The sequence below is a fragment of the Streptomyces viridosporus T7A genome, from assembly GCF_008704515.1.
Lineage (GTDB): Bacteria > Actinomycetota > Actinomycetes > Streptomycetales > Streptomycetaceae > Streptomyces > Streptomyces viridosporus.
Genome location: NZ_CP023700.1, coordinates 3,725,125 through 3,747,510 on the forward strand (window position 1 = coordinate 3,725,125; position 22,386 = coordinate 3,747,510).

Below are 22,386 nucleotides of genomic sequence, written 5' to 3' on the forward strand. Positions count from 1 at the left end.
CTGCCGCGCCGCGGCAGTGGTGCCCGGGGGACGGACACGGGCCTGCCGGCCGAGGGACGTACGGGGGTTCACGACACCGGCTCCTTCAGTACGCGGTCCAACGGGACGTCCGCCGTGACGGTCACCGCGGCCGGGTCCAGGTCGCCCGGTGCCGGCATCAGGCTGCCGGGCAGCTGCACGGCCGCCGCGCCGTGCGCGACCGCGGAGCCGAGCGCCTCCGGTCCGCGGCCACCGGCGACGAGGAAGCCGGCCAGCGAGGAGTCGCCGGCGCCCACGTTGCTGCGGACCGTGTCCACCCGTGCGGTGCCGAACCAGGCGCCGTCCTCGTTCACGAGCAGCTGGCCGTCGGCGCCCAGGCTGGCGAGCACGGCCGCCGCGCCCATGGCGCGCAGTTCCTCGGCGGCCTTCACCGCGTCGCCCACGGTGCTCAGCGGACGCCCGACGGCCCCGGCGAGCTCCGCGGCGTTCGGCTTCACCACGTCGGGCCGCTCCCGCAGGGCCGCGAGCAGCGCGGGTCCGGAGGTGTCCAGGGCGATGCGCACGCCAGTGGCGTGGGCCCGCGCGACCAGTTCGGCGTACCAGGAGGGCGCGAGGCCGCGCGGCAGGCTGCCGCAGCAGGCGATCCAGTCCGCGTCCCGCGACTGGTGCCGCACCGTCTCCAGGAGCAGTTCCTGCTCGGCCGCCGTCAGGTGCGGGCCGGGCGCGTTGATCTTCGTCAGGACGCCGTCCGCCTCGGCCAGCGCGATGTTGGAGCGGGTGGCGCCGGCGATCGGGACCGGTGCCACCTCGATGCCCTGCGCGTCGAGGAGTTCGGCGACCAGGGCGCCCGGTGCGCCGCCCAGGGGCAGTACGGCCACCGTGCGCCGGCCCGCCGCCGTGACGGCGCGCGAGACGTTGACCCCCTTGCCGCCCGGGTCCACGCGTTCGCCGGTGGCCCGGACGACCTCGCCGCGGTCCAGCGAGGGGACCTCGTAGGTGCGGTCCAGGGAGGGGTTGGGGGTGACGGTGAGGATCATGCGCGTACCACTTCCGTGCCGCCGCGTTCGATCGCGAGGGCGTCTTCCGGGCTCAGCCCGCTGTCGGTGATCAGCAGGTCCACGTCGCCCAGGCCGCCGAAGCGGGCGAAGTGCTCCTGCCCGTGCTTGGAGGAGTCGGCGAGCAGCACCACGCGGCGGGCGGCGGCCATCGCCGCCCGCTTCACCGCGGCCTCGGCGAGGTCGGGGGTGGTCAGGCCGTGCTCGAGGGAGAAGCCGTTGGCGGCCACGAACAGCACATCCGCGCGGATCTCGCCGTACGCGCGCAGTGCCCAGGCGTCCACGGCGGCGCGCGTGCGGTGCCGTACGCGGCCCCCGACGAGGTGCAGCTGGATGCCGGGGTGGTCGACGAGGCGAGCCGCGGTGGGCAGGCTGTGGGTGACGACGGTGAGGGAGAGTTCCACCGGGAACGAGCCGGCCAGCCGCGCCACCGTGGACCCGGCGTCGACGATCACCGTGCCGTCGTCGGGCACTTCGGCGAGGGCGGCCTTGGCGATGCGGTCCTTCTCGGCGGCCGCGGTCGTCTCGCGCTCGGCGAGGTCCGGCTCGAAGTCGAGGCGCCCGGCGGGGATGGCACCGCCGTGCACCCGGCGGACCAGGCCCGCGCGGTCAAGGGCCTTCAGGTCCCGGCGGATCGTCTCGGCCGTCACCTGGAACTGCTCGGCCAGCGAGACCACGTCCACCCGGCCGCCGTCGCGGGCGAGCCGCAGAATCTCCTGCTGGCGCTCCGGTGCGTACATGTCCGCTTGCCTCCGACCATGCCCGAACGTGTTGTTTCTCTCGAAGAGTACGGGTGAATGTCCGAAAAGTAAACAGCCGATGATTCATCCGGGCACGAATGGGCGTCCGTTTGTGTCCGTTCTTCGTGTCGCTCTTCGTGTCGGGGCTCCGTGTCCGGCCTCTGCGTCCGGTCTCCGTGTCCGGTCTCCGTGTCCGATCACGACGGATGGGCCCGGCGCCCCGTGCGCTCGCGGGGCGCCGGGCGCTTCGGCAGGGTGGGCGTCAGCGGGAAGGTCAGGCCCGACGCCGACCCGGCGTGCGGTCGATGCGGACGCAGTCGTCGGACGGCTTGCCGGCGGGGACCGGCCGGACCCGCGGAAACGGACGGGCCCGCGTCGGCAAGCGGCACGCAGGACAGCACCCGGGCGCTCTCCGCAGTGTCGAAGCCGGCGCCGAGCAGTCCCCGGACACGGGCGACCCGGCGATGCGGCCGGCGCCGCTCGGCCACGACTTCACCGTGCAGGAGCTCCCCGAACTCGCGGGAGTGGGCGAGGGACTTGAACGAACGGCTGAGCAAGGCGGCGGGAGACGCGGGACGGTGAGGCGCCGCGCTCCGCCGGCCGTGTCACGCGCCCGCCGTCAAGCCCTCCCAGGGGAAGTCCCGCAGCGCCGCGAGATGGGCCAGCGCCAACTCCGCCGGTCCCTGCGGCCCCTCGGCCGGACCGTCGCCCGCCGCCCAGGTCTCCAGGGCGGTGCGCACGGCGGAACCGGCGACGGCGGCGGCAAAGCGCGACCGGGCGAGAGCGGCAACGTTGTCGGCCCCGTCCGGAAGGTGACCGAACGCCACCTCCCCCTTCGGCGCCTGCTCGCCCCTCGCCCGTCCGTCCGGCACGCGGCCGGCCCCCGCCCGCTCCACCAGCACCTCCGCCAGGCTCCGCTCCGACGCCTGGCACACCTCGGCCCACACCCTGCGCAGGGACGGGTTCTCCTCGGCCAGCCGGATCAGGGCGCGCACCCACTCCCAGGAGGCCACCGACACTCCGCGGCCGGGCGTCAGCGTGTGGCGCACGGCGTCCTCCAGGGCCTGCGGCAGGGGGACCTCCGCGGGAGCGGTGCGCACCGCTTCCACCCAGCGCTGGGCACCGGTCGCGTAGAGCGGGCCGACGGCCTCCTCCTTGGCGGCGAAGTACCGGTAGAAGGTGCGCGGCGCGACACCGGCCGCCTGGGCGATGTCCTCGGCGCGGGTGGCCCGCAGGCCCTGCCGGACGAAGAGGCCGGCCGCCGCGCGGGCGATCTCCATACGGGTCTCGGCCTTGCGCCGCTCGGTCAGCGACGCGGCGGTACCGGCCGCGGGGTTCGCGGGAGGCGGCGTCGGGGTGGTGCTGCTCACGCCCGGCAGGCTATGCCCCTGTGGCACAATCTGCCATCTGGCGGGCCACCCCGGGGTTCAGGTCCGGGGTGCCCCGCCCCCCACCACGTCGTTCCGTCCCCGCCACATTGACACGTGTCCAGCCGCGCCGGTGCGTGCTCGGAAACGGAGCACCCGCGCCCGGACACGGAGCACACGCCCCCGGCCACGGAGCACACGTGCCCGGACACGAAGGGAGCCGGGCCCGGCGCCCGGGGGGAGGGCGCCGAGCCCGGCTCTGGGAAGTCCCGGCGCCGGGGGGGTTGTGCGTCGGGACGTGGTTCAGGGGCGGTGCGGCTCAGGCGGGCCGGGGACGAGACTCCGGGGCCCGGACTTCTGGGCTTGGAGTTCTTGTTCCCTGGGCCCGGTGGGTTGAAGCGACGCGGAACGGCCATGTTTTGCGCGGTCTTTCGCCACCCGGCGTACGCGGCCCGGGCGGGAGTGCGTCCCACCGCTCCCGCGTCGGCGGGCGGTGCGGCCACGTCCCCGCGGTCCGCGCGAGGGCGCCGTCCACCGCGCGGGCCGCGCGGCGGTGTCACGCCGCCGCGTCGAACCCGGTGTCGCGGGCCAGCTTCTTCAGCTCCAGCAGCGCGTGCTTCTCGATCTGGCGGATGCGCTCGCGGGTCAGACCGTGCTCCTTGCCCACCTCGGTCAGCGTGCGCTCCCGGCCGTCCTCGATGCCGTAGCGCATCTTGATGATGGAGGCCGTGCGCTGGTCGAGGCGGCCGATCAGGTCGTCCAGCTCCTCGCTGCGCAGCAGCGTCAGCACCGACTGCTCCGGCGACACCGCCGAGGTGTCCTCGAGGAGGTCGCCGAACTGGGTCTCGCCCTCGTCGTCCACCGACATGTTCAGCGAGACCGGGTCACGGGCCCAGTCGAGCACGTCGGTGACGCGCTCCGGCGTGGAACCGAGCTCGGCGGCGACCTCGGCGGGCTCCGGGTCACGGCCGTGCTCGCGGTTGAACTCGCGCTGCACGCGCCGGATCCGGCCGAGCTCCTCCACGAGGTGGACGGGCAGGCGGATGGTGCGCGACTGGTCGGCTATGGACCGCGTGATCGCCTGGCGGATCCACCAGGTGGCGTACGTCGAGAACTTGAAGCCCTTGCGGTAGTCGAACTTCTCGACCGCGCGCACCAGACCGGCGTTGCCCTCCTGGATCAGGTCGAGGAGCGGCAGACCGCTGCGGGGGTAGCGGCGCGCCACGGCGACGACCAGGCGGAGGTTGGAGCGGATGAAGACGTCCTTGGCCCGCTCGGCGTCGTCGACCAGGGCCTGGAGCTCCTCGGTGGTGGCTCCGACCTTGCTCTCCTCGTACCCGTCGAGGATCTGCCGCGCGAACACACCCGCCTCGATGATCTGGGACAGCTCGACTTCCTTGGCGGCGTCGAGCAGCGGCGTGCGCGCGATCTCGTCGAGGTACATGCCGACCAGGTCGCGATCGGCGATCTCGCCGCTGTGGGCGCGAACACTGCTTGCCGAGTCGACCGTCTCGCCTGCGGCGGACTGACGACGGGCGACGGCACGGGTTGCCATGCGTGCTCCCTTGCGATGGTGAGGTCAGCGGGTGGTCCTGCGGACGTCAGGCACGTTCGTCAGGCCCTTCCGGACTCTGGTCGGGTGCCCTGCATCCATGGGAAACAACGACTGGAATCCGGACAGAATTCCCACCCGTCCCGCAATTTTTCTGATCATGCAGTACCCTGTCCGCCCACACAGAGGAACGAGGCCGTGCCGGAGCGTACGAAGGGCCAGGTCAGGCCGGAGGCGGAGGGGCGCCCCGGGGCCCTCACCGCCCTGCGCCGCCCCTGCGCGGACGAGACCGCGCTCACACCCGGCACCGCGCTCGTCACCCCGATGGAGTACCACCCTCGACCGCTCTCGCACGTGTAGACGGCCCGTGCCGCCCGATGGTTGCCCTCGGGCGGCACGGGCCGTCTGCGGTACGGGCCGCCGTGGGGCGGGCCGTCTGCGGGGCGGGGTCCGGACGGGGAGGGGCCACGGCCGCCCGGGCCCCGTCCGCCCGGTACGGTCCGGCCGCTCAGCCGAACTGCACCGACCGCTTCGCCAGCCCCATCCAGAACCCGTCGATCACGGACTTCTGCTCCCCGAGCTCCCCGGCGGCGTCCGCGGCACCCATGGTGACGAAGAGCGGCGCGAAGTGCTCGGTGCGCGGGTGGGCGAGCAGGCCGGCCGGGGACTTCCGGGTGAAGTCGAGCAGCGCGTCCACGTCGCCGGAGTCCAGCGCCCGCCGGCCCCAGTCGTCGAACTCCGTCGACCAGGCCGGGATGCCGCCCTGCCGCAGCGCGGCCAGGTTGTGGGTGAAGAACCCGGAGCCGATGATCAGCACGCCCTCGTCGCGCAGCGGCGCGAGCCTGCGCCCGATCTCCATCAGCTTCACCGGGTCCAGGGTCGGCATGGACACCTGGAGCACCGGGATGTCGGCCTCGGGGAACATCTCGACCAGCGGGACGTAGGCGCCGTGGTCCAGACCCCGGTCGGGAACGTCCTGCACGGGCATGCCGGGCGCGCGCAGCAGCTTGCGCACCGAGTCGGCCAGCGCGGGGGCCCCGGGGGCGCCGTAGGTCACCCGGTAGTAGCGCTCGGGGAAGCCCCAGAAGTCGTAGACGAGGGGGACCGTCTCGGTGGCGCCGAGGGCGAGCGGCGCCTCCTCCCAGTGGGCGGAGACGACGAGGATCGCCTTCGGCCGGGGCAGTCCCGCGGACCAGGCGGCCAGCTCACCGGGCCAGATCGGGTCGTCGGCCAGGGGCGGGGCGCCGTGGCTGAGGTAGAGCGCGGGCATGCGCTCCTGAGTGGCTGCGGTCATGACGGCGACTCCCTCCGAGGATGCGGATCTCTCGATTTACTTGAAGTATCAACTTTCACGGCCGACTCTACGCCTCATTTGTTTAAATTTCAAGGAGACTGGACGTAGAGTGGGGTACATGAAGACGGCACCCGAATCGGCACGCGCCGACGCGCCCCGCTGGCTCACGGACGAGGAGCAGCGCGTCTGGCGCTCGTACATCGAGGCGACCACCCTCCTGGAAGACCACCTCGACCGCCAGCTCCAGCGTGACGCGGGGATGCCGCACGTCTACTACGGCCTGCTGGTCAAGCTCGCCGAGTCCCCGCGCCGGCGGCTGCGGATGACGGAGCTGGCGAAACTGGCGAAGATCACCCGGTCCCGCCTCTCGCACGCCGTCGCCCGCCTGGAGAAGAGCGGCTGGGTGCGCCGGGAGGACTGCCCCTCCGACAAGCGGGGCCAGTTCGCGGTGCTGACGGACGAGGGCTACGAGGTACTGAGCCGGCACGCGCCCGGTCACGTGGAGGCCGTGCGCCAGGCGGTCTTCGACCGGCTCACCCCGGAACAGCAGAAGTCCCTCGGCGAGATCATGCGGATCGTCGCCGAGGGACTCGAGCCGAGCGAAGCGGGTGCGGACCTGCCCTGGCTCCGCTGACGCGGCGGGAGCCGGGGCAGGTCCGGGGAAGCCGTGCGGACGAGGCGTCCCCTCCTCGTCCGCACGGCTGGTCCGCAGGGACCCGCAGGGATACGGGACGCGTACGGACCGGGACCGGGACCGTCAGTGGCCGACGGTCGGCACCGGCGCCGGTGCTGGCGCCGGCGCCGTCAGTGGGCGATCACCGGCACCGCCACCTCGTCCCGGTCGGTCCCGTCCGGGGACGAGACGGCCGCGGGGTGGGCCGGCCGGCCGGCGTTGACGAGGGTCAGGGCGATGACCGCGGCCACCACCAGGATCCCGACGGCGAACCAGATCGCGCTGGTGTAGCCCTCCACCTGCCCCTGGAGCTGGACCAGCTGCTGCTGGGACCGGCTCGCGGCGCCGCCGATGTGGTCGGCGACGTAGGCCGTGGTGGCCGAGGCCGCGATCGTGTTCAGCAGGGCCGTGCCGATCGCGCCGCCCACCTGCTGCGAGGTGTTGACCATCGCGGAGGCGACCCCGGAGTCCCGGGGCTCGACGCCCTGGGTGGCCAGGGACATGGCCGGCATGAACGCCGTCCCCATGCCGAGACCGAGCAGCAGCATCGCCGGCAGCAGCAGGGCCGCGTACGAGGAGCCGATCTCCATCCGGGTCAGCAGCAGCATGCCGACGGCGGCGACCAGGAAGCCGGGGCCCATCAGCAGCCGGGGCGCGACCCGGGTCATCAGGCGGGCACCGATCTGGGTGGAGCCCGTGATCATGCCCGCGACCATCGGTAGGAAGGCGAAGCCGGTCCTGACCGGCGAGTAGCCCTTCACGACCTGCAGGTAGTAGGTCAGGAAGAGGAACAGACCGAACATCGCGATGATCGCCAGGCCGAGCGAGAGGTAGACCCCGCCGCGGTTGCGCTCGGTGATCACGCGCAGCGGCAGCAGCGGCGCCCCGACCCTGGACTCGACCAGCACGAAGGCGGCGAGCAGCACGGCGGAGGCGACGAACATGCCGACGGTCACGGAGTCGCCCCAGCCGTCGGACTCGGCGCGGGTGAAGCCGTAGACGAGCGCGACCAGGCCCAGGGTGGACAGCACCACGCCGGGGATGTCCAGCGGCGAGCGGTTGCGGCCGCCGGCCGGCTCACGGATGACGAAGTACGCGCCGACCGCGGCGACGACGGCGAACGGGATGTTCACGAAGAACGTCCAGCGCCAGTCCAGGTACTCGGTGAGGAAACCACCGAGTATCAGGCCGACGGCGCCACCGCCACCGGCGATCGCGCCGTAGATGCCGAACGCCTTGGCGCGCTCCTTGCCGTCGGTGAACATCACCGCGAGCAGGGACAGCGCGGCGGGCGCGAGCAGCGCGCCGAACACGCCCTGCAGTGCACGGGCGCCGAACATCATGGCCTCGTTGGTGGCCGCGCCGCCGAGTGCGGAGGCCGCGGCGAAGCCGCCCAGACCGAGCACGAAGGCCCGCTTGCGCCCCCACAGGTCGGCCATCCGCCCGCCGAACAGCAGCAGCCCGCCGAAGGCGAGGGCGTAGGCGGTGACGACCCACTGGCGGTTGCCGTCCGAGATGCCCAGGTCCTGCTGGGCCGAGGGCAGGGCGATGTTCACGATGGTGGCGTCCAGGACGACCATGAGCTGGGCGATCGCGATGAACCCGAGCGCCTTCCAGCGGTTGGCGCCGGGAACACCGGACGAGCCGGGCGAACCGGGAGCACCGAGGGCCTTTCCGGACGCCGATGAGGCTGTTTCAGACATGGGGGTACCCACTTCGGGACTTCGTGACGGAAATCAGGACTGTGCGAAGGAGAAAAGATGCCGTCGTGACGGGAAGAAAAATGTCGTCGTGACGGGAAGAGAAGTGTCGTCGTGACGGGAAAAGGGGGTCGTCGGGGAACGGCGCGTCCTCGGGGACGGCCGTCGGCACGGGCGCCCGTCAACCGGACGGGCGGATGTCAGGGATCGCTATCGCTCTGGCTCAGCTGCGCAGACCCTCCACGGTCACGGCCGCGCCCGGCAGGACGGTCCGGGCCGGGGCCCGCATCCCGTCCAGGAACAGCTGCAGATGGCGGTGGACGAAGCGGTCGGCGCTCATGCAGCCGGTGCCCGCCGGGGGCCGGCTTAGCTGGGCGACCCCCATCATCAGGTCGCCGTACTCCACGTCGGCACGGAGCCGGCCGGCCGCCTTGGCGCGGTCCATGAGCCGCGCGACGAGGTTCTCGACACGCCGGCGCGCGTCCTCCAGGTCGGGATGGTTCCGGTCGAAGGTGCTGGAGATCATCGGGCACAGTGCGCTGATCCGCTCGTCGGCGGCGGTGTGCGCGAAACGCTCCAGCGCTTCGAAGGCGTCCCCGGTCTCGGCGAGTGCCAGCTCGGCCGCCCGCGCCGTACGGTCCATCACGGAGCAGACGACCTCGCGCACCAGCGCGTCGCGATCGGGGAAGTTGCGGTACACCGTGGCGTTGCCCACGCCGGCCCGGCGGGCGATCTCGTCGAACGGCACGTCGGGGCCGAACTCGACGAACATCTCCCGGGCGGCGGTGACGATCCGCTCCCGGTTACGCAGGGCGTCGGCGCGGGGCCGGGTCGCCTTGCGCGGTGCGGGGGTGGCGGTCTGCACGGTGCACTCCTCGGTTGCTGCTGCTGGTCGGTGGTACCTCCGCGGCGATCCGGGGAAGGAATCCCCGTTTCGCGCGAACACAGGTCCAAACGGGGAAACGGTCCCCGGTTATTTCCCGCACCGGAGACATTTCCTGTGACCCGCACCACAAAGGGTCGCTGCGGGTACCCACACCCGCCTCACGCGACCCTCCCGCCCCACCCCGCCCCTCGACCCACGATCGGCCCCTCCAGCGAGCGCCCGCGCACCCGGTGACGCAGGGTGATCGGGAGGGTGCAGCCGGAGACCGGCGGCTGCCGTGTGGAGCGGAGGTCCCCGCATGCAGCCGCAGCCGAGCGGGCGTCGGATATCCTCGCGTCGCCTGGCCGCTCTGGCCTCCATAACCGCCCTGACCCTCGCCGTCTCCACCTCGGCCGGCAACAGCCGCCTCTCCCCCGGCACCTCGGCCGCCGGCGCCGGACCGAGCCCGCTGTCCCACTCCTCCGCGCACGGTCCCTGCCTGATCAGCAGCAGCCGCGAGGTCCAGATGTCCGAGGGCGTTCCCACCCCTCCCGGATACACCCGCTCCATAGGCACCGTCCGCGCCCTGACCCTGATGATCGACTTCCCCGACGCACCCGGCGAGGGCGACGCCCTGGACCGCTACGGGGAGTTCTTCCCGCAGACCCGCGAGTGGTTCCGCACCAGCTCCTACGGCCGCCTCGACTACCGCCCCGAGATACCCCTGCCCGACTGGCTGCGCATGCCCCGCCCCTTCCGCGCCTACGGGATAGAACGCGGCGCCCCCTTCGACCCCGGCTACCGCGAACTGGTCCGCGACATAGTGGAGGCGGCCGACCCCGAGGTGGACTTCCAGGCGTACGACCTGCTGAACGTGCTGGTCACCCCCAACGCCGGCCCGTCCGCCCTCGACACGGTCCTGTCCGTCACCTTCGCCGGCAACCCCGAGGCCCCGAGCGCGGACGGCACCCCGGTGGCCAACGCGTCCTTCGTCTACTCCCGCCAGGACGACGGCTCCGGCTCCTACCACCGCACCGGCTACCGCGTCCTGCCGCACGAGAACGGCCACGTCTTCGGCCTGCCCGACCTGTACACGGCCGGGGGCGGCGGCGCGGTCGGCCACTGGGACATCATGAGCGAGGATTGGGGCGCCAACAACGACTTCCTCGGCTGGCACAAGTGGAAGCTGGGCTGGCTGGACGCGGCCCAGGTCGGCTGCGCGGCGGACCGGGGAACGAAGGAGTACTCCCTGACACCGCTGGCGGAGGCGGGCGGCCCGAAGCTCGTCTTCGTCCCCCTGGACGGCCGGTCCGGCTACGCCCTCGAACTGCGCACCCGCGCGGGCAACGACGAGGTGGTGTGCCGTCCGGGGATCCTCATCTACAAGGTCGACGCGGACGTGGACACGGGCATGGGCCCGATCACCGTCTACGACTCCCGCCGCGACAGCGGCGGCTGCACCCGCAGCCCGAACGTCCACGCGGAACTGTCGGACGCGACGTTCGTCCCGGGCGAGAGCTTCGTGGACCGGCGGGCGGGGATCCGGGTGGCGGTGGTGTCGGCGGACGAGGACGGGAGCACGTACCGGGTGCGGGTGACACGGGAGCCCCCGAGCACACAGGACTGAGACGGCGGCGCCGCGGGAGGGAGCGGACGGCCCGGCTGCTTCCTGGACGACCAGTTGATCGAGCCGGTCCTGGTCGCGGTCTCGGTCCCGGTGCGCGATCCCCGCACCGGACGGACCGCCTGCGCGGCCGACGTGGTGAGCCACACCAGCCGCCACACGGCGCGGGACCTGCGCGCCACCCCTCCCCCCGCCCCTGTCCCGCATCACCCTCCCGCGGATCACCGAACCCCACCTGATCGCACTGGTGCACCATGTCCACGAGTTGACGTCCCTGGCGGTCCTGGTGGACGGGAGCACGAAGATCCAGTACACGGCCAGGGCATCGACGCCCCGTGTGATGAGCGTCGACATCTCCGTGGGCACACGCCTCCCGGCGTACGCGACGTCCCCGGGCCGGGGCCTCCTGGCAGACCTCCCGAAACACGACCGCCCAGTGCCCGACCTCCGCCCCCTCACCCCGTACACGATCACGAACCCGACGACACTGGCCCGCGCCCTGGACGGGATCCGCACCGAGGGCTACGCCCTGGTCGACCGGGAGTGGGAGGAGGGCCTGCGCGCGCTCGCAGTTCCAGCGCGCGACCGCACGGGCAGGGCGGTGGCCGCGGTGAACGCGGCCACCCACGTGGCCCGCCGCACCGCGGGGGACTGCCTCGAGCACCTCCTGCCCGCCCTCCGGGAGACGGCCGCCCGCATCGCACCCGACCTCTACACCGCCACCCGCCTCACCAGCGTTCCCCGACCTGACGACCCCCACCCTCACGATCGCTCATCCGGTACCCTGACGCATGTGGTCCTCACGGCCCACGGGGGCTGCGCATGCGGCCCGGCTTGCCTTCGTAGCTCAGGGGATAGAGCACCGCTCTCCTAAAGCGGGTGTCGCAGGTTCGAATCCTGCCGGGGGCACAGCAAAACGCCTGGTCAGAGGCCCTTCCGTCCGTCGGACGGGAGGGCCTTCGTACTCGCAGCACACATATGGCACACATGCGGCTGCGGGCAGAGGTGGGGAGCTGTGCGAGATGCCCGCGAAGAACGAGCTGTCCCGGCGCCGGTACGAGAAGTTGGTCGACCGGCTGGAGTCGTTGATGCGGGCCGCTCTGAAGCCGCAGTACGAGGGGTATCTCGGGCAGCTGGTCCTGGGCAGCGACGACCTCGCGGAGATGGGCGACCTCAAGGACGTTCGGCAGGCGGCGCGGGAGGCCGGGCAGCGTCTGGGCTGGAAAACCGCCACTCGCCTCGTCGGTGGCCGGCTCTTCGTGCTCGACGAGCGGTCAGTGCCTGAGCACATCGAGGCGCTGGCCGAGGACGAGACCGCTGCCGCGATGGACCGGGCCTGGCGGGATGGCCGACGACCGAGGCTCCTCTGACCCGGAAAGACCGGAAAGCCGCCCCACCGGTTCAATACCAGTGACGGCGGCCCTCTCCGTTTGCCGTTTCTCGGCACGGATCAAACCCACATCACGCCAAGTCCTCCTCCAGGGCGGCCACCGCCTCGGCGGCCTGGCGGGCCTTCCGCTCGGCTTTCTCCAGCCTGGTCTTCGCCTTGGCCAACTGCTTGGCACGCCGCTTGTGCATCTTCTTCGAGACCTCGTCGAGACGGTCCGGGAAAAGGTGCCCGTACGTGTCCAGGGTCAGCGTCGCCGACTTGTGGCCCAGCATCGTCTGGACGACGTTGACGTCCGCACCGCTGGCGATGGCGAGCGAGGCGGCCGTGTGGCGCAGCTTGTGCGGGGTGACCTTGAGGTGCCCCAGTCCTGCTTTTACGACCGCCGGCGCGAAGAGCCGCTGCCGGAAGTTCCGGGCCCGCAGCGGTCCGCTCTGCGGAGCGGTGAACAGGAGCTCGTCCTCGTCCCGCCCCTCGACGTGGGGCTTCAGCTCCTCCGCCAGGAATCTCGGGATCGGTACGGACCGGCGTTCATGGTTCTTGGGGGTGTCGAGGTAGAGCTTGCCGTTGTCCTCGACGTACGCCTCGACGATGTGTGCCCGGCAGGCATCCAGGCCGACCCGGCCCACCTTCAGCGCGGATGCCTCACCCCAGCGCAGACCCGTGTAGGCCAGCAGCAGGATGAACACCCGGTAGGCGCCTGCCGCGTCGGCGAGTGCGTCCACCTGTAGGTCGTCGAGGTAGACGTGGTCGGCGGGGGCTGCCTTCGGGAGGGGCACTCCGACGGCCGGGTTGACGGCCAGACGACGGGACTGGACCGCGTAGCCGAGGACCCGGCTGAGGACGACGTATGCCTTCCGTACCGAGCGGGGGCTGAGCTTCCTGCCGCCCGTCGCCTGGCCGGACAGCATGTCGCCCAGCCACTCGGCGATGTCCTCGAAGTGGATGCGGTCCAAGGGCGTCGTTCCCCACCGCGGAATCACATGGACATCGAGGACCCCCCGATAGCGATTGCGCGTCGAGCGCTTGAGGTGGATCTGGGCGGCCAGCCAGGAGTCGGCGACCTCGGCGAACTTCACGCGCCCGGCGGCCGGGTCCCGATAGGAGCCGTCGGTGAGCCGGGACTCCAGCCTGGTCCGCTCGGCCTCGGCGTCGGCCTTGCGGGCCACGGTCTTCATCTTCGGCTTGCCGTCGGGGCCGTACCAGCGCACGCGGTAGCGGCCGGGCGGCGTACGGCCCGCCTTCCTGGCCGCTGCCACGGCTTGCGCGTACGCCGCGTGCCCGTTGCGGTCCTCTATCCAGACTCGCGCCATCAGGCTCCTTCCTCCACGTCGAGAAAGGGACGGCTTTCTGGCGATTCCATTTCCATGCGATCAGCAGCCATGACGCATAGCTGTAGCTTGGTTTGAGCGAGCTTGGCAAGAGTTGGTTCTTAAACTTTATAGAAGTCGCAAATCCACGTCTCCCATCAGTCCATGGGCGACTGTTTTGCGCGCTTCGATTTCCATGCTATGTTCCCCGCTCCTCCAGGCCAGGCTGAGCGACGATAGCGCTTGAACCCCCTCCCGCCTGCACGTTTGCCGATGTCACCGGGCCGCTGCGGCGGCGCCTTCGGAGGGGTCGGAAAACGACACATCTCTTTTGGTCAACCGCCAATCCACCTTTACAGTTATCGGGCCCTGACACCCACGTCGGAGGTCTGGGCGAATTCCACCACAGCCGCTCTGTGAAACCTGCTCGAATAGGAGACCTTTTTGCCCGACCGCCTGGATCGATCCCCTGCCGGTGAACGCGGCACGCTCGCATCTCCCGCCGATGTGGCGGCCTATCTCGGGGTGCCGGTGAAGACGCTGTACCAGTGGAAGTACCGGGGCACCGGCCCGGCGCCACTGAAGGTCGGCCGGCATCTGCGCTACCGCTGGCGTGATGTAGACGCCTGGCTCGACCGGCAGTCGCCGTACGGCCTGACGGCATGACCGCGCGGCGGCAGAACGGCCCTCGGCACGTCAACGCCGAGGGCCGCAGATCCCTCGACTGATCGCCTGTCCTTGAACGACGACTCGGTGGGGCAGGACCTTGCCCGTCCTGCCCCACCGGGAGAGGAATGCCTATGGAGGACTCTACGTCCCCCACCACGAACACCGGTTCCCAGATCGCCTGGCCCGCGGTCGCCGTCCCGGGGCAGGGAACGTCCCCGGCCCGTACGTCCCTGACGGAGACACCATCTCCGGAGGTGGGGACCGGCCGTTCTTCTGCCGCAGATCAACGTGGGGACCGTCGCACCGAGGACGCGGGGACGGAGCACGGTCCCCGAGGTGAGTTCGGCCCCCGGTCCTCCGACGGCGGGGACCGTCCCCGTCCATGGTCCCCGCGATCCGGGGACCGGAAAACACCAGACAGCGGAAACTCGCTGGTAGGCGGCCCGGGGACCGGGGACCGGGACGACGGTCCCCAGGGGACCGCCGCGGGGACCGGTCTCCGCAATGCTGAGGCGGCGGTCCCCGGTCCCCGGCCTTCGCCGGGGACCGCCGCCAGGCCGGGGGCCGGGGAACCCGAATCGGGGACCGAGCGGGCGGGGACCGTGCTCCCCGTCGACGGCTCGGGGACCGGGAATCGAGAGGGGACCGGTCCCTGCGCGTCGGGAGACGGGGCCGCGGTCCTGGACGAGTTGCGGACGGCGATCGGCCGGTATGTGGTGCTGCCGAGCGAGGAGGCGCTGACTGCCGTGGCCTTGTGGGTGGCGGCCACGCACATCCAGTCCGTTCTCCAGCACGCACCACGGCTCGCCGTAGTGGGACCGACGAAGGGGTGCGGCAAGTCCCGTCTGCTCGACGTGCTCCACGAGACGGTGCACAGGCCGATGATGACGGTGAACACCTCTCCTGCTGTGGTCTTCCGCGTCATCGGGAAGAACCCACCCACACTGCTGGTGGACGAGGCGGGCACCATCTTCGGCCCGAAGGCCGGCGACAAGGAGGACCTTCGCGGCCTGCTGAACGCCGGCCACCAGCGCAACCGTCCCGCCTGGCGGATCTCCGGACCGGAGCAGAAGCCGACCTCGTTCCCTACCTTCGCCATGGCTGCCCTGGCCGGCATCGGCGACCTGCCCGACACGATCATGGATCGTGCCGTGGTGCTGCGCATGCAGAAGCGCAAGCCCGGTGAGCGGATCACCCCGTTCCGCTCGCGCCACTCGGTCCCCGAACTGAACACCGTGCGCGACCGACTGGCTGCCTGGCTGACTCCGCTGCGGGCGACCGCAGCGGAGTTGGTGCCACAGATGCCGGTCGAGGACCGGGCCGCGGACACCTGGGAGCCCCTGGTGACCGTGGCCGACCTGGCTGGCAGCCACTGGCCGGACCAGGCCCGGGCAGCCTGCCTGGCCATGACCCGCAGCGAAGTCCTCCAGGACGAGCAGACCACCCTCAAGACACGACTGCTGCGGGACATCCGCCGCGTCTTCGACACGGAAGGCACAGAGGTCCTGCGCACCCAGGACGTGCTCGCCGCGCTCGTTCAGGACGCCGAAGGCCCTTGGGCCGAGTACGGCACCAACGGCCTCAACGCCTACCACCTCGGCAACCTACTGCGGGACTTCGGCATCAGCTCCGCCAACCACCGCTTCGACAACGGCCGTCAGGCCAAGGCGTACACGCGGAACAGATTCCTCGATGCCTGGGCCCGCTACTGTCCAGAACCCATCGAGCCCGCGCCTGAGCGCCAGCCACGACGCACGGCCTCCGCGACTCCCACGGGGAGCCTGCCCATCGGTCCGCCAGGCGGCCCTGCCCGGCCCACACGCGCCCGCTGACCCACCCGGCCGGGCATCCGTCCAGCTCCGTCGCGTCCGTCCCCGCACAGGTCAACGCGGGGACGGACGTCGTCGCCGGGACGGACCTCTCCGTACCAGCACCCGCGTCCGTACCGGGTGTGACCAGCCACGCGACGGATGCAACGGACGCACCACAGACCACTGCCGCACGCGATCGGAGGCACCACCGTGCCCGACAGCCACACCGATACGAGTCCCACCCACCGGGCAGCAAGGTATGCCACTGGACCGTCCAAGGGCCGGTCCAACGGCGATGCCTCCGCCCCGGGGGTGGCGGAGGATCTCGGGCACCAGGGGGTGCCCGAGAGAGAAGAATCCCTCGACACCGCCGCCGTAACGCTGCCGCGTGCCGCCGAAGCCGCCGCGCTGCACCGTGTCGCCCGCCGCCGCAAGCCCGACCCGAACGGCCAGCGCAAGGAGCGTGTCGACGCCCGCTACAGCATCGACGAGAAGAAGGACATCCTCCGCATGGCCCGGTCGCTGAACATCGCCGGGGCCCACTACGTCGGCGCCGTCGTCATGGCCCACGTCCACGGCGACCTCGCCCTTCCCGGCCAACGCACCCCGCTCGACGACTACATCGACGAGCTGACCGCCCTCCGTGGCGAGGTCGCCAAGATCGGCCACAACATCAACCAGATCGCCAAGAAGCTCAACTCCGGCGGCCATCCACACCCTGGGGACACCACTGTCCTGACCCAGGCCGAACGCACCCTGACAACGGTCGGCGCTACAGTCCGCCACATCGCCACAGCCGCGAACCAGGCCGTCGCCAAGAAGGCAGCCCGATGATCGCGAAGATCAGCAGCGGCAAGGACACCGCCGGACTGATCCGCTACCTGTTCGACACCAAGAAGGCCAAGGACCACACCGACCCGCACCTGGTCGCCTCCTGGGACGGCTTCGCCCCCGACCCCGGCCGCACCGACGACTTCGACGCCACGAAGAAGCTCCTCGTGGCCGATCTCGACCTGCACGTCAAGCAAACCAAGCGACTGGGCCGTGCCCCCGAGAAGCACGTGTGGCACTGCTCGATCCGGGCCGCCGAGACCGACCGCCACCTCAGCGACGAGGAGTGGGCCGACATCGCCCGCAGGGTGGTCGCGGCCACGGGCATCGCGCCGGACGGCGACCCGGACGGCTGCCGCTGGGTCGCCGTCCGCCACGCACCCGACCACATCCACATCGCCGCCACCAAGGTTCGGGCGGATCTGCGCACCGCACGCCACTGGAACGACTACCTCACCGCCGACCGCGAACTGGCAGCGATCGAGAAGGAATACGGCCTGTACCAAGTCGTCCGTGGGGACCGCACCGCCGCGAAGCGGCCCACTCGCGCCGAGCAGGAGAAGGCCCGCCGCAATGGACAGGAGACGACCGCCCGCGAACGCCTGCGCACCACAGTGCGCACCGCTGTGGCCGCTGCCTCCAGCATGGAAGAGTTCGTCCACCTGCTCAGCCACACCGACGGCGTCCTCGTCGAGGTCGTGTACTTCCCCTCCGGCGATATACGCGGCTACAAGGTCGCTGCCGAAGACACCACCACCGCCGACAAGAAGCCCGTCTGGTTCTCCGGCTCCGAACTCGCCCCAGACCTGTCCCTCCCCAAAATCCAGAAGCGCCTGGAGAGCATCGATCCGCACTCCGCTGGACAGCCGGGCCGACGCAGGTCCAACCCCTGGCACCAGGCCACCGCTTCCGCGGAACGCATCCCCCGCCACCTCGACCAGACCGACGACAAAGCCTCCCAGGCCCACCTCGCCGCCTTCGGTGAAGCCCTCGACGCCCTCCCCCTCCTCGCGCCACGAGCTCTCCGTCCCCAACTCCGAGAGGCAGCAACCGCGTTCGAACGCGCCACCCGCTCCCGCATCCGGGCCGAACACCATCACGCTCGCGCCCTGCGCAGCGCCGTCCGCGCGATGCTCCTCGAGCCCACCTCCGGAGACGGAGCCGTCCTGGCGATGTTCCTGGACACCGCGATCCTCGTCGTCATCGCCGCTGCCCACTGGCACCGGCTTCGCCAGCACGACCAGCAAGTCGCCGCCTCCCATCAGACCCTGATCCACCTCCAGGCCGCCTACGACCAAGCCGCAGCTGCACCCCTGGCCGCCCTCGCCAGCCGTCGGCCGCCCCAGCAGACCGTGCACCGGCACATTCGCCACCTACGCCAGGCTGTGCCCAAGCACGTGGAGCAGGTACTCGAAGACTTCGCCTTCGACTCCCTCACAGCTGCTCTCGCCGACGCCGAGGCCGCAGGCCACGACCCGGAGCGGCTCCTCCGGCAGGCCGCCGACCAGCGAGCCCTGGACGACGCCCGCCGCCCCGCACGGGTTCTGACCTGGCGCATCCAACGCCTCAGCGCAAGGCCGGCACCTAGCGCACGAGCCCGCGCAGTACAAGCCTGCAGCCCAGCACGAGTTGGCAGCGCAGCACAGCATCCCTACGCTCTCAGCCACACGGCTGCTGCCGCCCCGGCCCAGCAGCCGCCACAAGCACGGCCGCGCTGATCACGAACGCACGGACAGCCTGGGGGAGCAGTTCCAAAGCCTCTTCCCAGGCGCGGGGTCGTCAGCTGCGGTGAACCAAGGTGAGCCTGCCCTCCGCGCTCTTGGGCAGGGTGCGATGGAGCACCGGGACTGGTGAGGCGATCGAGGAGGCGAAGGCAGTGACCAGGCCGTGCAGGCGACGCCGAGACCTGGTGCACTACAGATAGATCGAGCTGGCTGAGCGAGGTCGCGGAATGCGATCAACGCCTTTCGGCGCCAAGATTCCGGGCGGCCATAGCGCCTCCGGCTGAGGGAATGCTATAGCGCTGAGACCCACCACGCCAGAATCTCTGTGAAAAGCCCGGGCGTAATACCCACGGTCCCGCTTGCCATCCGCGACGGGCAGTCTCGGGACTTCCTTGGCTCAGAGACGTGTCACTCTGAGCGATCACGGTGCACACAGCACGGCGCATGGTCAGAACCGAGGACGCCATCCTGCCGAGTACTTCTCGTACAGAGCTAGAGCGGCTGTCAGTTCCTCATTTGACTCGACCGTCCCGTCGTCGAGGGATTGGCGCAGGGATGCAACGGCTTCAGCCAGACCTGCCTCCCCACCAAAGACGTTCACCAACGAGTCCCAGAAGAGCCGCTTTTGGGTCCTCACCGCTACGCTGCCCATCGTCTGGCTGTGCACAGGCGACATTGCGCTCTCGAGCAGGCGCGTGACGACCCGGGCATCGGTAAGCGACTCAAGGGATGAAGGATCGTCTGTGTCGGCTGTCACCACGACGACCGTCCGCAGCAGCATCCTTTCGCCGGCAAGGTCCTCGGGGCGAGCCGCGCGAAGGTGAGAGCAGAGTTGCTGCCTCAGGGAGCGCGCGGTTTCCTCTGAGATCAACCCCTGTTCATTCGAACCGCCCGCGGTGATGTCGAGCAGAAGGACCCTTCCGTAGAGGCTCGCGATGCGGTGGAAGAGACTACTGACGGTACGGTCGACCGCGTCTCCGCTGAGCGTGCGGAGCAGAGCGTTCACCGGGCTCAGGACAGCCCACTCGCCGCCGGCGGAATACATCCCGGAGGACCCCAGCCGGACGCGCGGCAACTGACGCATCAGCGCCGTAGCCGTGGGCAGCACCTGATTCTCGGGCACGTCGCGAAGATAGGGGACAAGACGTTTGAGGACGTCGTCCAGCAAGGGTTCCGGCACCTGGTCCAGCGCCTCGGTGAGTGCGGTCTCGTCGCCGATCCTGTCCACAACATGATCGACGCACCAAATAGGTGCCCGTCCGGCGGGAAGCTGCCGGTGGAGGTAGAAGTCCAGCACCTTGCGACAGGCCACGCGTCGCTCCCGCTCCCAGGTCGAGACCCAATCAGAGCCGTAAGTGCTCCCGCCGAAGAGCCTTTCGGCAGCAGGGAACAGTATGCGGATAACCGACTTGGCGTGGCCGTCCAAGAGACGGGTGAAGTCCTCCACGAAGGCATTATCGTGCGGTGTCTGCTCCCTGTTTCGCTGGTAGACCGAGGTGGTACCTGTGAGCACGTCCACGGCGGCCGGCAGCAGGTCGTGCGCTGCGGGGTACCGGACACGAAGCGCCTCGAGCGCCAGGACATCGACCAGACTCACTTCCGCGCGCAGGCTGCGAACGGTCAGGGGCACGGACGCCAGGTACCGCTTCACATCCCGGATAGTGGAGAACATGGGGAGAATGAGCTGCACGAACACATCCGGCCACCGCGCTTCGTCGAGCGGTCCGGTGTTAATCCCATCGAGCGCCTCGACCAGTCCCCGGGCGATGACCGGTGAGAGCGCCTGAGTGGGGAGGGGAGGCACGTCCATCGAGATCTTCACGATCTTCTCGAGGTAGGCGGATCCCTCGACAGTCCCGTCCGTCAGCGCCGTCTCCACAACGCTGCGGTCGAAGCACAGGACGTAGACGATGTTCGGGAATGATCCTGTCAGGCGCACCAGCCGGAAGAGATCTCGGATCTCCTGCTGTGACAGGCGGTCAATGTCGTCGATGAATACCACAATCCGCCCCGGCAGGTCCGCGAGGAGCTTAGTAAGCTCCACCCTCTGCTGGTGGATGGTCTCCTGCTCCTCGCCCAAGAGCTTGGACGCGCCCTCAGCGACGGCACTTGCGCCTCCCAGGACGGCGCCAGCACCAGGGATAAACTTCAGCGGCGACAGGGCGGACGAGTACTTGCCCAGGCGCTCGGCGACTGTACGGCCCGCGCTCTTGAGCTTGTCCTTAAGCCCGCGTCCGTCCCGCAGTTGTCCGGCAAGTTCGTCGAAGAAGAACCGCATGAGCTGGTCGGTGCCGGAGAAGAACCACGGGTTGAACTTGACGACTTGGACGTCGTCGGCCGCTTCCAGAGCGCTAGAGGTGAGGTTCAGCAGGGAAGTCTTGCCCGAGCCCCATTTTCCCGTAAGCGCGACAACCGCGCCGTGCTTCGCGGAGGTCCTGCGGATCTCTGCCGCGAACGCGTCCGCGAGGCCGGCACGCTGCAGCAAGTCTTCGCTGGCGTCCTCAATAGGGTCGTCCCCATTGAGGAGACTGCTTACGTTGATCGAAGCGCCGTCGTCCATGCCCACCCGCCCTTGGTCACTGTGGAGAGCGAGCTTAGTGCCGCCCACTGACACCGAGACGGTTGTCGGACGGCGATAGGGGGTCATTCAACGCTGCCCGTTCGAGAGGGAGGATTGGGTGGCTCGGCTGGGGCCAGCGGCTCAGGGGCTTGCGAGGCTTTCCCGGATCACACTGTCGCTGGCGCGCAAAGCAGCCGTCAGCTCTCCTCGCTGCTCATCTGGAATGGCTCCGTTCCCGAGGGCGCAGGAACTCACCAGAGCGCGGCAGTCCTGTACTTGCCGGTCCGTGGCGGTCGCGGTGAACAAAGGGTGCGCCAGGTTCTCGCGGGCCGCATAGCCGTCTTCGGCATCCGTCGTCCTGCGGTGGAGCTCCTCGACGATGCGATGCGCGGCGGGCACCTCGGCGGAACCAATCACGTCGAGGGCGATAAGGCCGAGCCGGATGTCGAAGACGGTCATCCCAGGTTCGGCCTGCTGCTCAAGATAGGCGGCTGCCAGGTCCGCCAGGTGGTCGTCGACCGCCTGCCCGGCGCCGTGGCGGCACAGGGCGCTCAGGCATGCCGTGACGGCCTGTTCCCATGGATCGCCAGGCATCGTGTCGGCGAGGAGGACAGCGGCCCCTGTCGTGTCACCCGCGACGAGGGCGGCGAGTACGGCGACTTGGCGCCCGTCGAACATCCGTTTGCCTACGCCTCGGTGAGCTTCGATGTGTGCTTTGGCCTCGGCCCAGCGTCCCTCGGTGGTGAGCGTGCGCGTGCCGTCGGCGAGCAGCACGCGCCACAGCCACGCGCGGACCTCGTGGCGGTCCTCGTCGGTCACAGTGAGGTCCGCCGGTACCGCAATGCCGTCGAACCGAGCAGCCGTGCCCGACTCGACGGCCTCATACAGGTCGAGCAGTCGCTGACGGCCCTCATCTGCGCGGCCGGCGCGGATCTGGAGGCGGGCGAGGTTGACGACCGGTTCCAGCCCCCGGATCGCGCTCATGCCAGGCAGGGGGCAAGAGTGCAGGTAAGCGGCGGCGTGCTGGTGGCACATCTCGCGCGCAAGGTCGGGAAGGTCGAGATCGGAAGCGATGAGCGCGGCCTGGTTGTAGACGGCCGATGCGAGCCCTTGATCGCTCTTCTTCACCGCGGTGTCGGCCAGGTCGACGAGCGCACGCACACGCTGGGGCAGCGGCAGGCAGGCGGGCCGAAATCGGGCGACGAGCGGGAAGCGCTGGGCTGTGGGTCCGTGCGGGTCCATGGA

The 22,386-nt window shown here is 70.4% G+C and carries 18 protein-coding genes, 1 tRNA gene and 1 pseudogene; 10 read left to right on the plus strand and 10 right to left on the minus strand.

The genetic code is table 11. From position 1 onward, the window contains the following. Positions 1-68: 68 nt before the first annotated feature. From pfkB to CP969_RS17165, 4 genes are all read right to left on the minus strand, one after another. Positions 69-1,016, minus strand: coding sequence for a 1-phosphofructokinase (gene pfkB, locus CP969_RS17150; protein ID WP_016825847.1), 948 nt, complete (start codon positions 1,014-1,016; stop codon positions 69-71). Next, positions 1,013-1,774: a DeoR/GlpR family DNA-binding transcription regulator gene (locus tag CP969_RS17155; protein WP_004986847.1), complete on the minus strand. Its 762-nt coding sequence runs from the start codon at positions 1,772-1,774 to the stop codon at positions 1,013-1,015. Before CP969_RS17155 ends, pfkB begins: the two co-directional genes overlap by 4 nt. Before the next feature lie 605 nt (positions 1,775-2,379). Continuing rightward, positions 2,380-3,144: a TetR/AcrR family transcriptional regulator gene (locus CP969_RS17160; RefSeq protein WP_016825843.1), complete on the minus strand. Its 765-nt coding sequence runs from the start codon at positions 3,142-3,144 to the stop codon at positions 2,380-2,382. A gap of 553 nt (positions 3,145-3,697) precedes the next feature. Then, a complete protein-coding gene (locus CP969_RS17165) occupies positions 3,698-4,696 on the minus strand; it encodes a sigma-70 family RNA polymerase sigma factor (protein WP_004986844.1) in 999 nt (332 codons plus the stop codon). Between the two features lie 195 nt (positions 4,697-4,891). On the opposite strand from CP969_RS17165, the gene CP969_RS33255 reads away from it, so the two are divergent. After that, positions 4,892-5,053 (plus strand): hypothetical protein, encoded by a 162-nt coding sequence (locus CP969_RS33255; protein ID WP_016825842.1) that lies wholly within the window; start codon positions 4,892-4,894, stop codon positions 5,051-5,053. 148 nt (positions 5,054-5,201) lie between these two features. Here the strand turns inward: CP969_RS33255 and CP969_RS17170 are convergent, their stop codons facing one another. Beyond that, positions 5,202-5,987, minus strand: a complete 786-nt coding sequence (locus tag CP969_RS17170) for a dioxygenase family protein (protein ID WP_223887082.1) — start codon at positions 5,985-5,987, stop codon at positions 5,202-5,204. Between the two features lie 118 nt (positions 5,988-6,105). On the opposite strand from CP969_RS17170, the gene CP969_RS17175 reads away from it, so the two are divergent. Continuing rightward, positions 6,106-6,621 carry a MarR family winged helix-turn-helix transcriptional regulator gene (locus tag CP969_RS17175; protein ID WP_004986840.1) on the plus strand — a complete coding sequence of 172 codons (516 nt, stop codon included), beginning with the start codon at positions 6,106-6,108 and terminating at the stop codon, positions 6,619-6,621. A 170-nt stretch (positions 6,622-6,791) separates the two neighbouring features. On the opposite strand, the gene CP969_RS17180 is transcribed toward CP969_RS17175, so the two are convergent. Both CP969_RS17180 and CP969_RS17185 read right to left on the minus strand, forming a co-directional pair. Beyond that, positions 6,792-8,363, minus strand: a complete 1,572-nt coding sequence (locus tag CP969_RS17180; RefSeq protein ID WP_004986838.1) for an MFS transporter — start codon at positions 8,361-8,363, stop codon at positions 6,792-6,794. A gap of 220 nt (positions 8,364-8,583) precedes the next feature. Beyond that, a complete protein-coding gene (locus CP969_RS17185) occupies positions 8,584-9,225 on the minus strand; it encodes a TetR/AcrR family transcriptional regulator (protein WP_016825839.1) in 642 nt (213 codons plus the stop codon). A 319-nt stretch (positions 9,226-9,544) separates the two neighbouring features. Here CP969_RS17185 and CP969_RS17190 point away from each other — a divergent pair, with 319 nt between their 5' ends. The 4 genes and pseudogenes from CP969_RS17190 (at position 9,545) to CP969_RS17205 (ending at position 12,219) form a co-directional block, all read left to right on the plus strand. Beyond that, positions 9,545-10,852 (plus strand): M6 family metalloprotease domain-containing protein, encoded by a 1,308-nt coding sequence (locus CP969_RS17190; RefSeq protein ID WP_016825838.1) that lies wholly within the window; start codon positions 9,545-9,547, stop codon positions 10,850-10,852. A gap of 27 nt (positions 10,853-10,879) precedes the next feature. Beyond that, positions 10,880-11,591, plus strand: a pseudogene (locus CP969_RS17195) (IclR family transcriptional regulator domain-containing protein); the annotation flags it as partial. A gap of 94 nt (positions 11,592-11,685) precedes the next feature. Beyond that, a tRNA-Arg gene (locus CP969_RS17200) sits at positions 11,686-11,758 on the plus strand. A 113-nt stretch (positions 11,759-11,871) separates the two neighbouring features. After that, on the plus strand, positions 11,872-12,219 hold the full coding sequence (locus CP969_RS17205; protein ID WP_016825837.1) for a hypothetical protein: 348 nt from the start codon (positions 11,872-11,874) through the stop codon (positions 12,217-12,219). Positions 12,220-12,310: 91 nt separating this feature from the next. On the opposite strand, the gene CP969_RS17210 is transcribed toward CP969_RS17205, so the two are convergent. Continuing rightward, positions 12,311-13,549 carry a tyrosine-type recombinase/integrase gene (locus CP969_RS17210; protein ID WP_106431063.1) on the minus strand — a complete coding sequence of 413 codons (1,239 nt, stop codon included), beginning with the start codon at positions 13,547-13,549 and terminating at the stop codon, positions 12,311-12,313. Between the two features lie 441 nt (positions 13,550-13,990). Between CP969_RS17210 and CP969_RS17215 the strand changes: the two genes are divergently transcribed. From CP969_RS17215 to CP969_RS17230, 4 genes are all read left to right on the plus strand, one after another. After that, positions 13,991-14,212 carry a helix-turn-helix transcriptional regulator gene (locus CP969_RS17215; protein WP_026085109.1) on the plus strand — a complete coding sequence of 74 codons (222 nt, stop codon included), beginning with the start codon at positions 13,991-13,993 and terminating at the stop codon, positions 14,210-14,212. Between the two features lie 605 nt (positions 14,213-14,817). Then, positions 14,818-16,047, plus strand: a complete 1,230-nt coding sequence (locus CP969_RS17220; RefSeq protein WP_026085108.1) for a DUF3631 domain-containing protein — start codon at positions 14,818-14,820, stop codon at positions 16,045-16,047. A 138-nt stretch (positions 16,048-16,185) separates the two neighbouring features. Next, positions 16,186-16,860 (plus strand): plasmid mobilization relaxosome protein MobC, encoded by a 675-nt coding sequence (gene mobC / locus CP969_RS17225; RefSeq protein ID WP_078495399.1) that lies wholly within the window; start codon positions 16,186-16,188, stop codon positions 16,858-16,860. Continuing rightward, positions 16,857-18,575 (plus strand): relaxase/mobilization nuclease domain-containing protein, encoded by a 1,719-nt coding sequence (locus CP969_RS17230; protein ID WP_016825832.1) that lies wholly within the window; start codon positions 16,857-16,859, stop codon positions 18,573-18,575. Before mobC ends, CP969_RS17230 begins: the two co-directional genes overlap by 4 nt. 454 nt (positions 18,576-19,029) lie before the next feature. On the opposite strand, the gene CP969_RS17240 is transcribed toward CP969_RS17230, so the two are convergent. Further along, complete coding sequence (locus CP969_RS17240) at positions 19,030-21,141, minus strand: KAP family P-loop NTPase fold protein (protein WP_106431146.1); 2,112 nt, start codon at positions 21,139-21,141, stop codon at positions 19,030-19,032. A gap of 141 nt (positions 21,142-21,282) precedes the next feature. Beyond that, entirely contained in the window at positions 21,283-22,383 is a 1,101-nt protein-coding gene (locus CP969_RS17245; protein WP_026085106.1) for a hypothetical protein, read from the minus strand. Positions 22,384-22,386 lie beyond the last annotated feature (3 nt).

Bases quoted from the DNA above. Each gene is read 5' to 3' on its own strand.
- pfkB (WP_016825847.1), bottom strand. From the start codon at position 1,016: ATGATCCTCACCGTCACCCCCAACCCCTCCCTGGACCGCACCTACGAG.
- CP969_RS17155 (WP_004986847.1), bottom strand. From the start codon at position 1,774: ATGTACGCACCGGAGCGCCAGCAGGAGATTCTGCGGCTCGCCCGCGAC.
- CP969_RS17165 (WP_004986844.1), bottom strand. From the start codon at position 4,696: ATGGCAACCCGTGCCGTCGCCCGTCGTCAGTCCGCCGCAGGCGAGACG.
- CP969_RS17170 (WP_223887082.1), bottom strand. From the start codon at position 5,987: ATGACCGCAGCCACTCAGGAGCGCATGCCCGCGCTCTACCTCAGCCAC.
- CP969_RS17175 (WP_004986840.1), top strand. From the start codon at position 6,106: ATGAAGACGGCACCCGAATCGGCACGCGCCGACGCGCCCCGCTGGCTC.
- CP969_RS17180 (WP_004986838.1), bottom strand. From the start codon at position 8,363: ATGTCTGAAACAGCCTCATCGGCGTCCGGAAAGGCCCTCGGTGCTCCC.
- CP969_RS17190 (WP_016825838.1), top strand. From the start codon at position 9,545: ATGCAGCCGCAGCCGAGCGGGCGTCGGATATCCTCGCGTCGCCTGGCC.
- CP969_RS17205 (WP_016825837.1), top strand. From the start codon at position 11,872: ATGCCCGCGAAGAACGAGCTGTCCCGGCGCCGGTACGAGAAGTTGGTC.
- CP969_RS17210 (WP_106431063.1), bottom strand. From the start codon at position 13,549: ATGGCGCGAGTCTGGATAGAGGACCGCAACGGGCACGCGGCGTACGCG.
- mobC (WP_078495399.1), top strand. From the start codon at position 16,186: ATGCAACGGACGCACCACAGACCACTGCCGCACGCGATCGGAGGCACC.
- CP969_RS17230 (WP_016825832.1), top strand. From the start codon at position 16,857: ATGATCGCGAAGATCAGCAGCGGCAAGGACACCGCCGGACTGATCCGC.
- CP969_RS17240 (WP_106431146.1), bottom strand. From the start codon at position 21,141: ATGGACGACGGCGCTTCGATCAACGTAAGCAGTCTCCTCAATGGGGAC.
- CP969_RS17245 (WP_026085106.1), bottom strand. From the start codon at position 22,383: ATGGACCCGCACGGACCCACAGCCCAGCGCTTCCCGCTCGTCGCCCGA.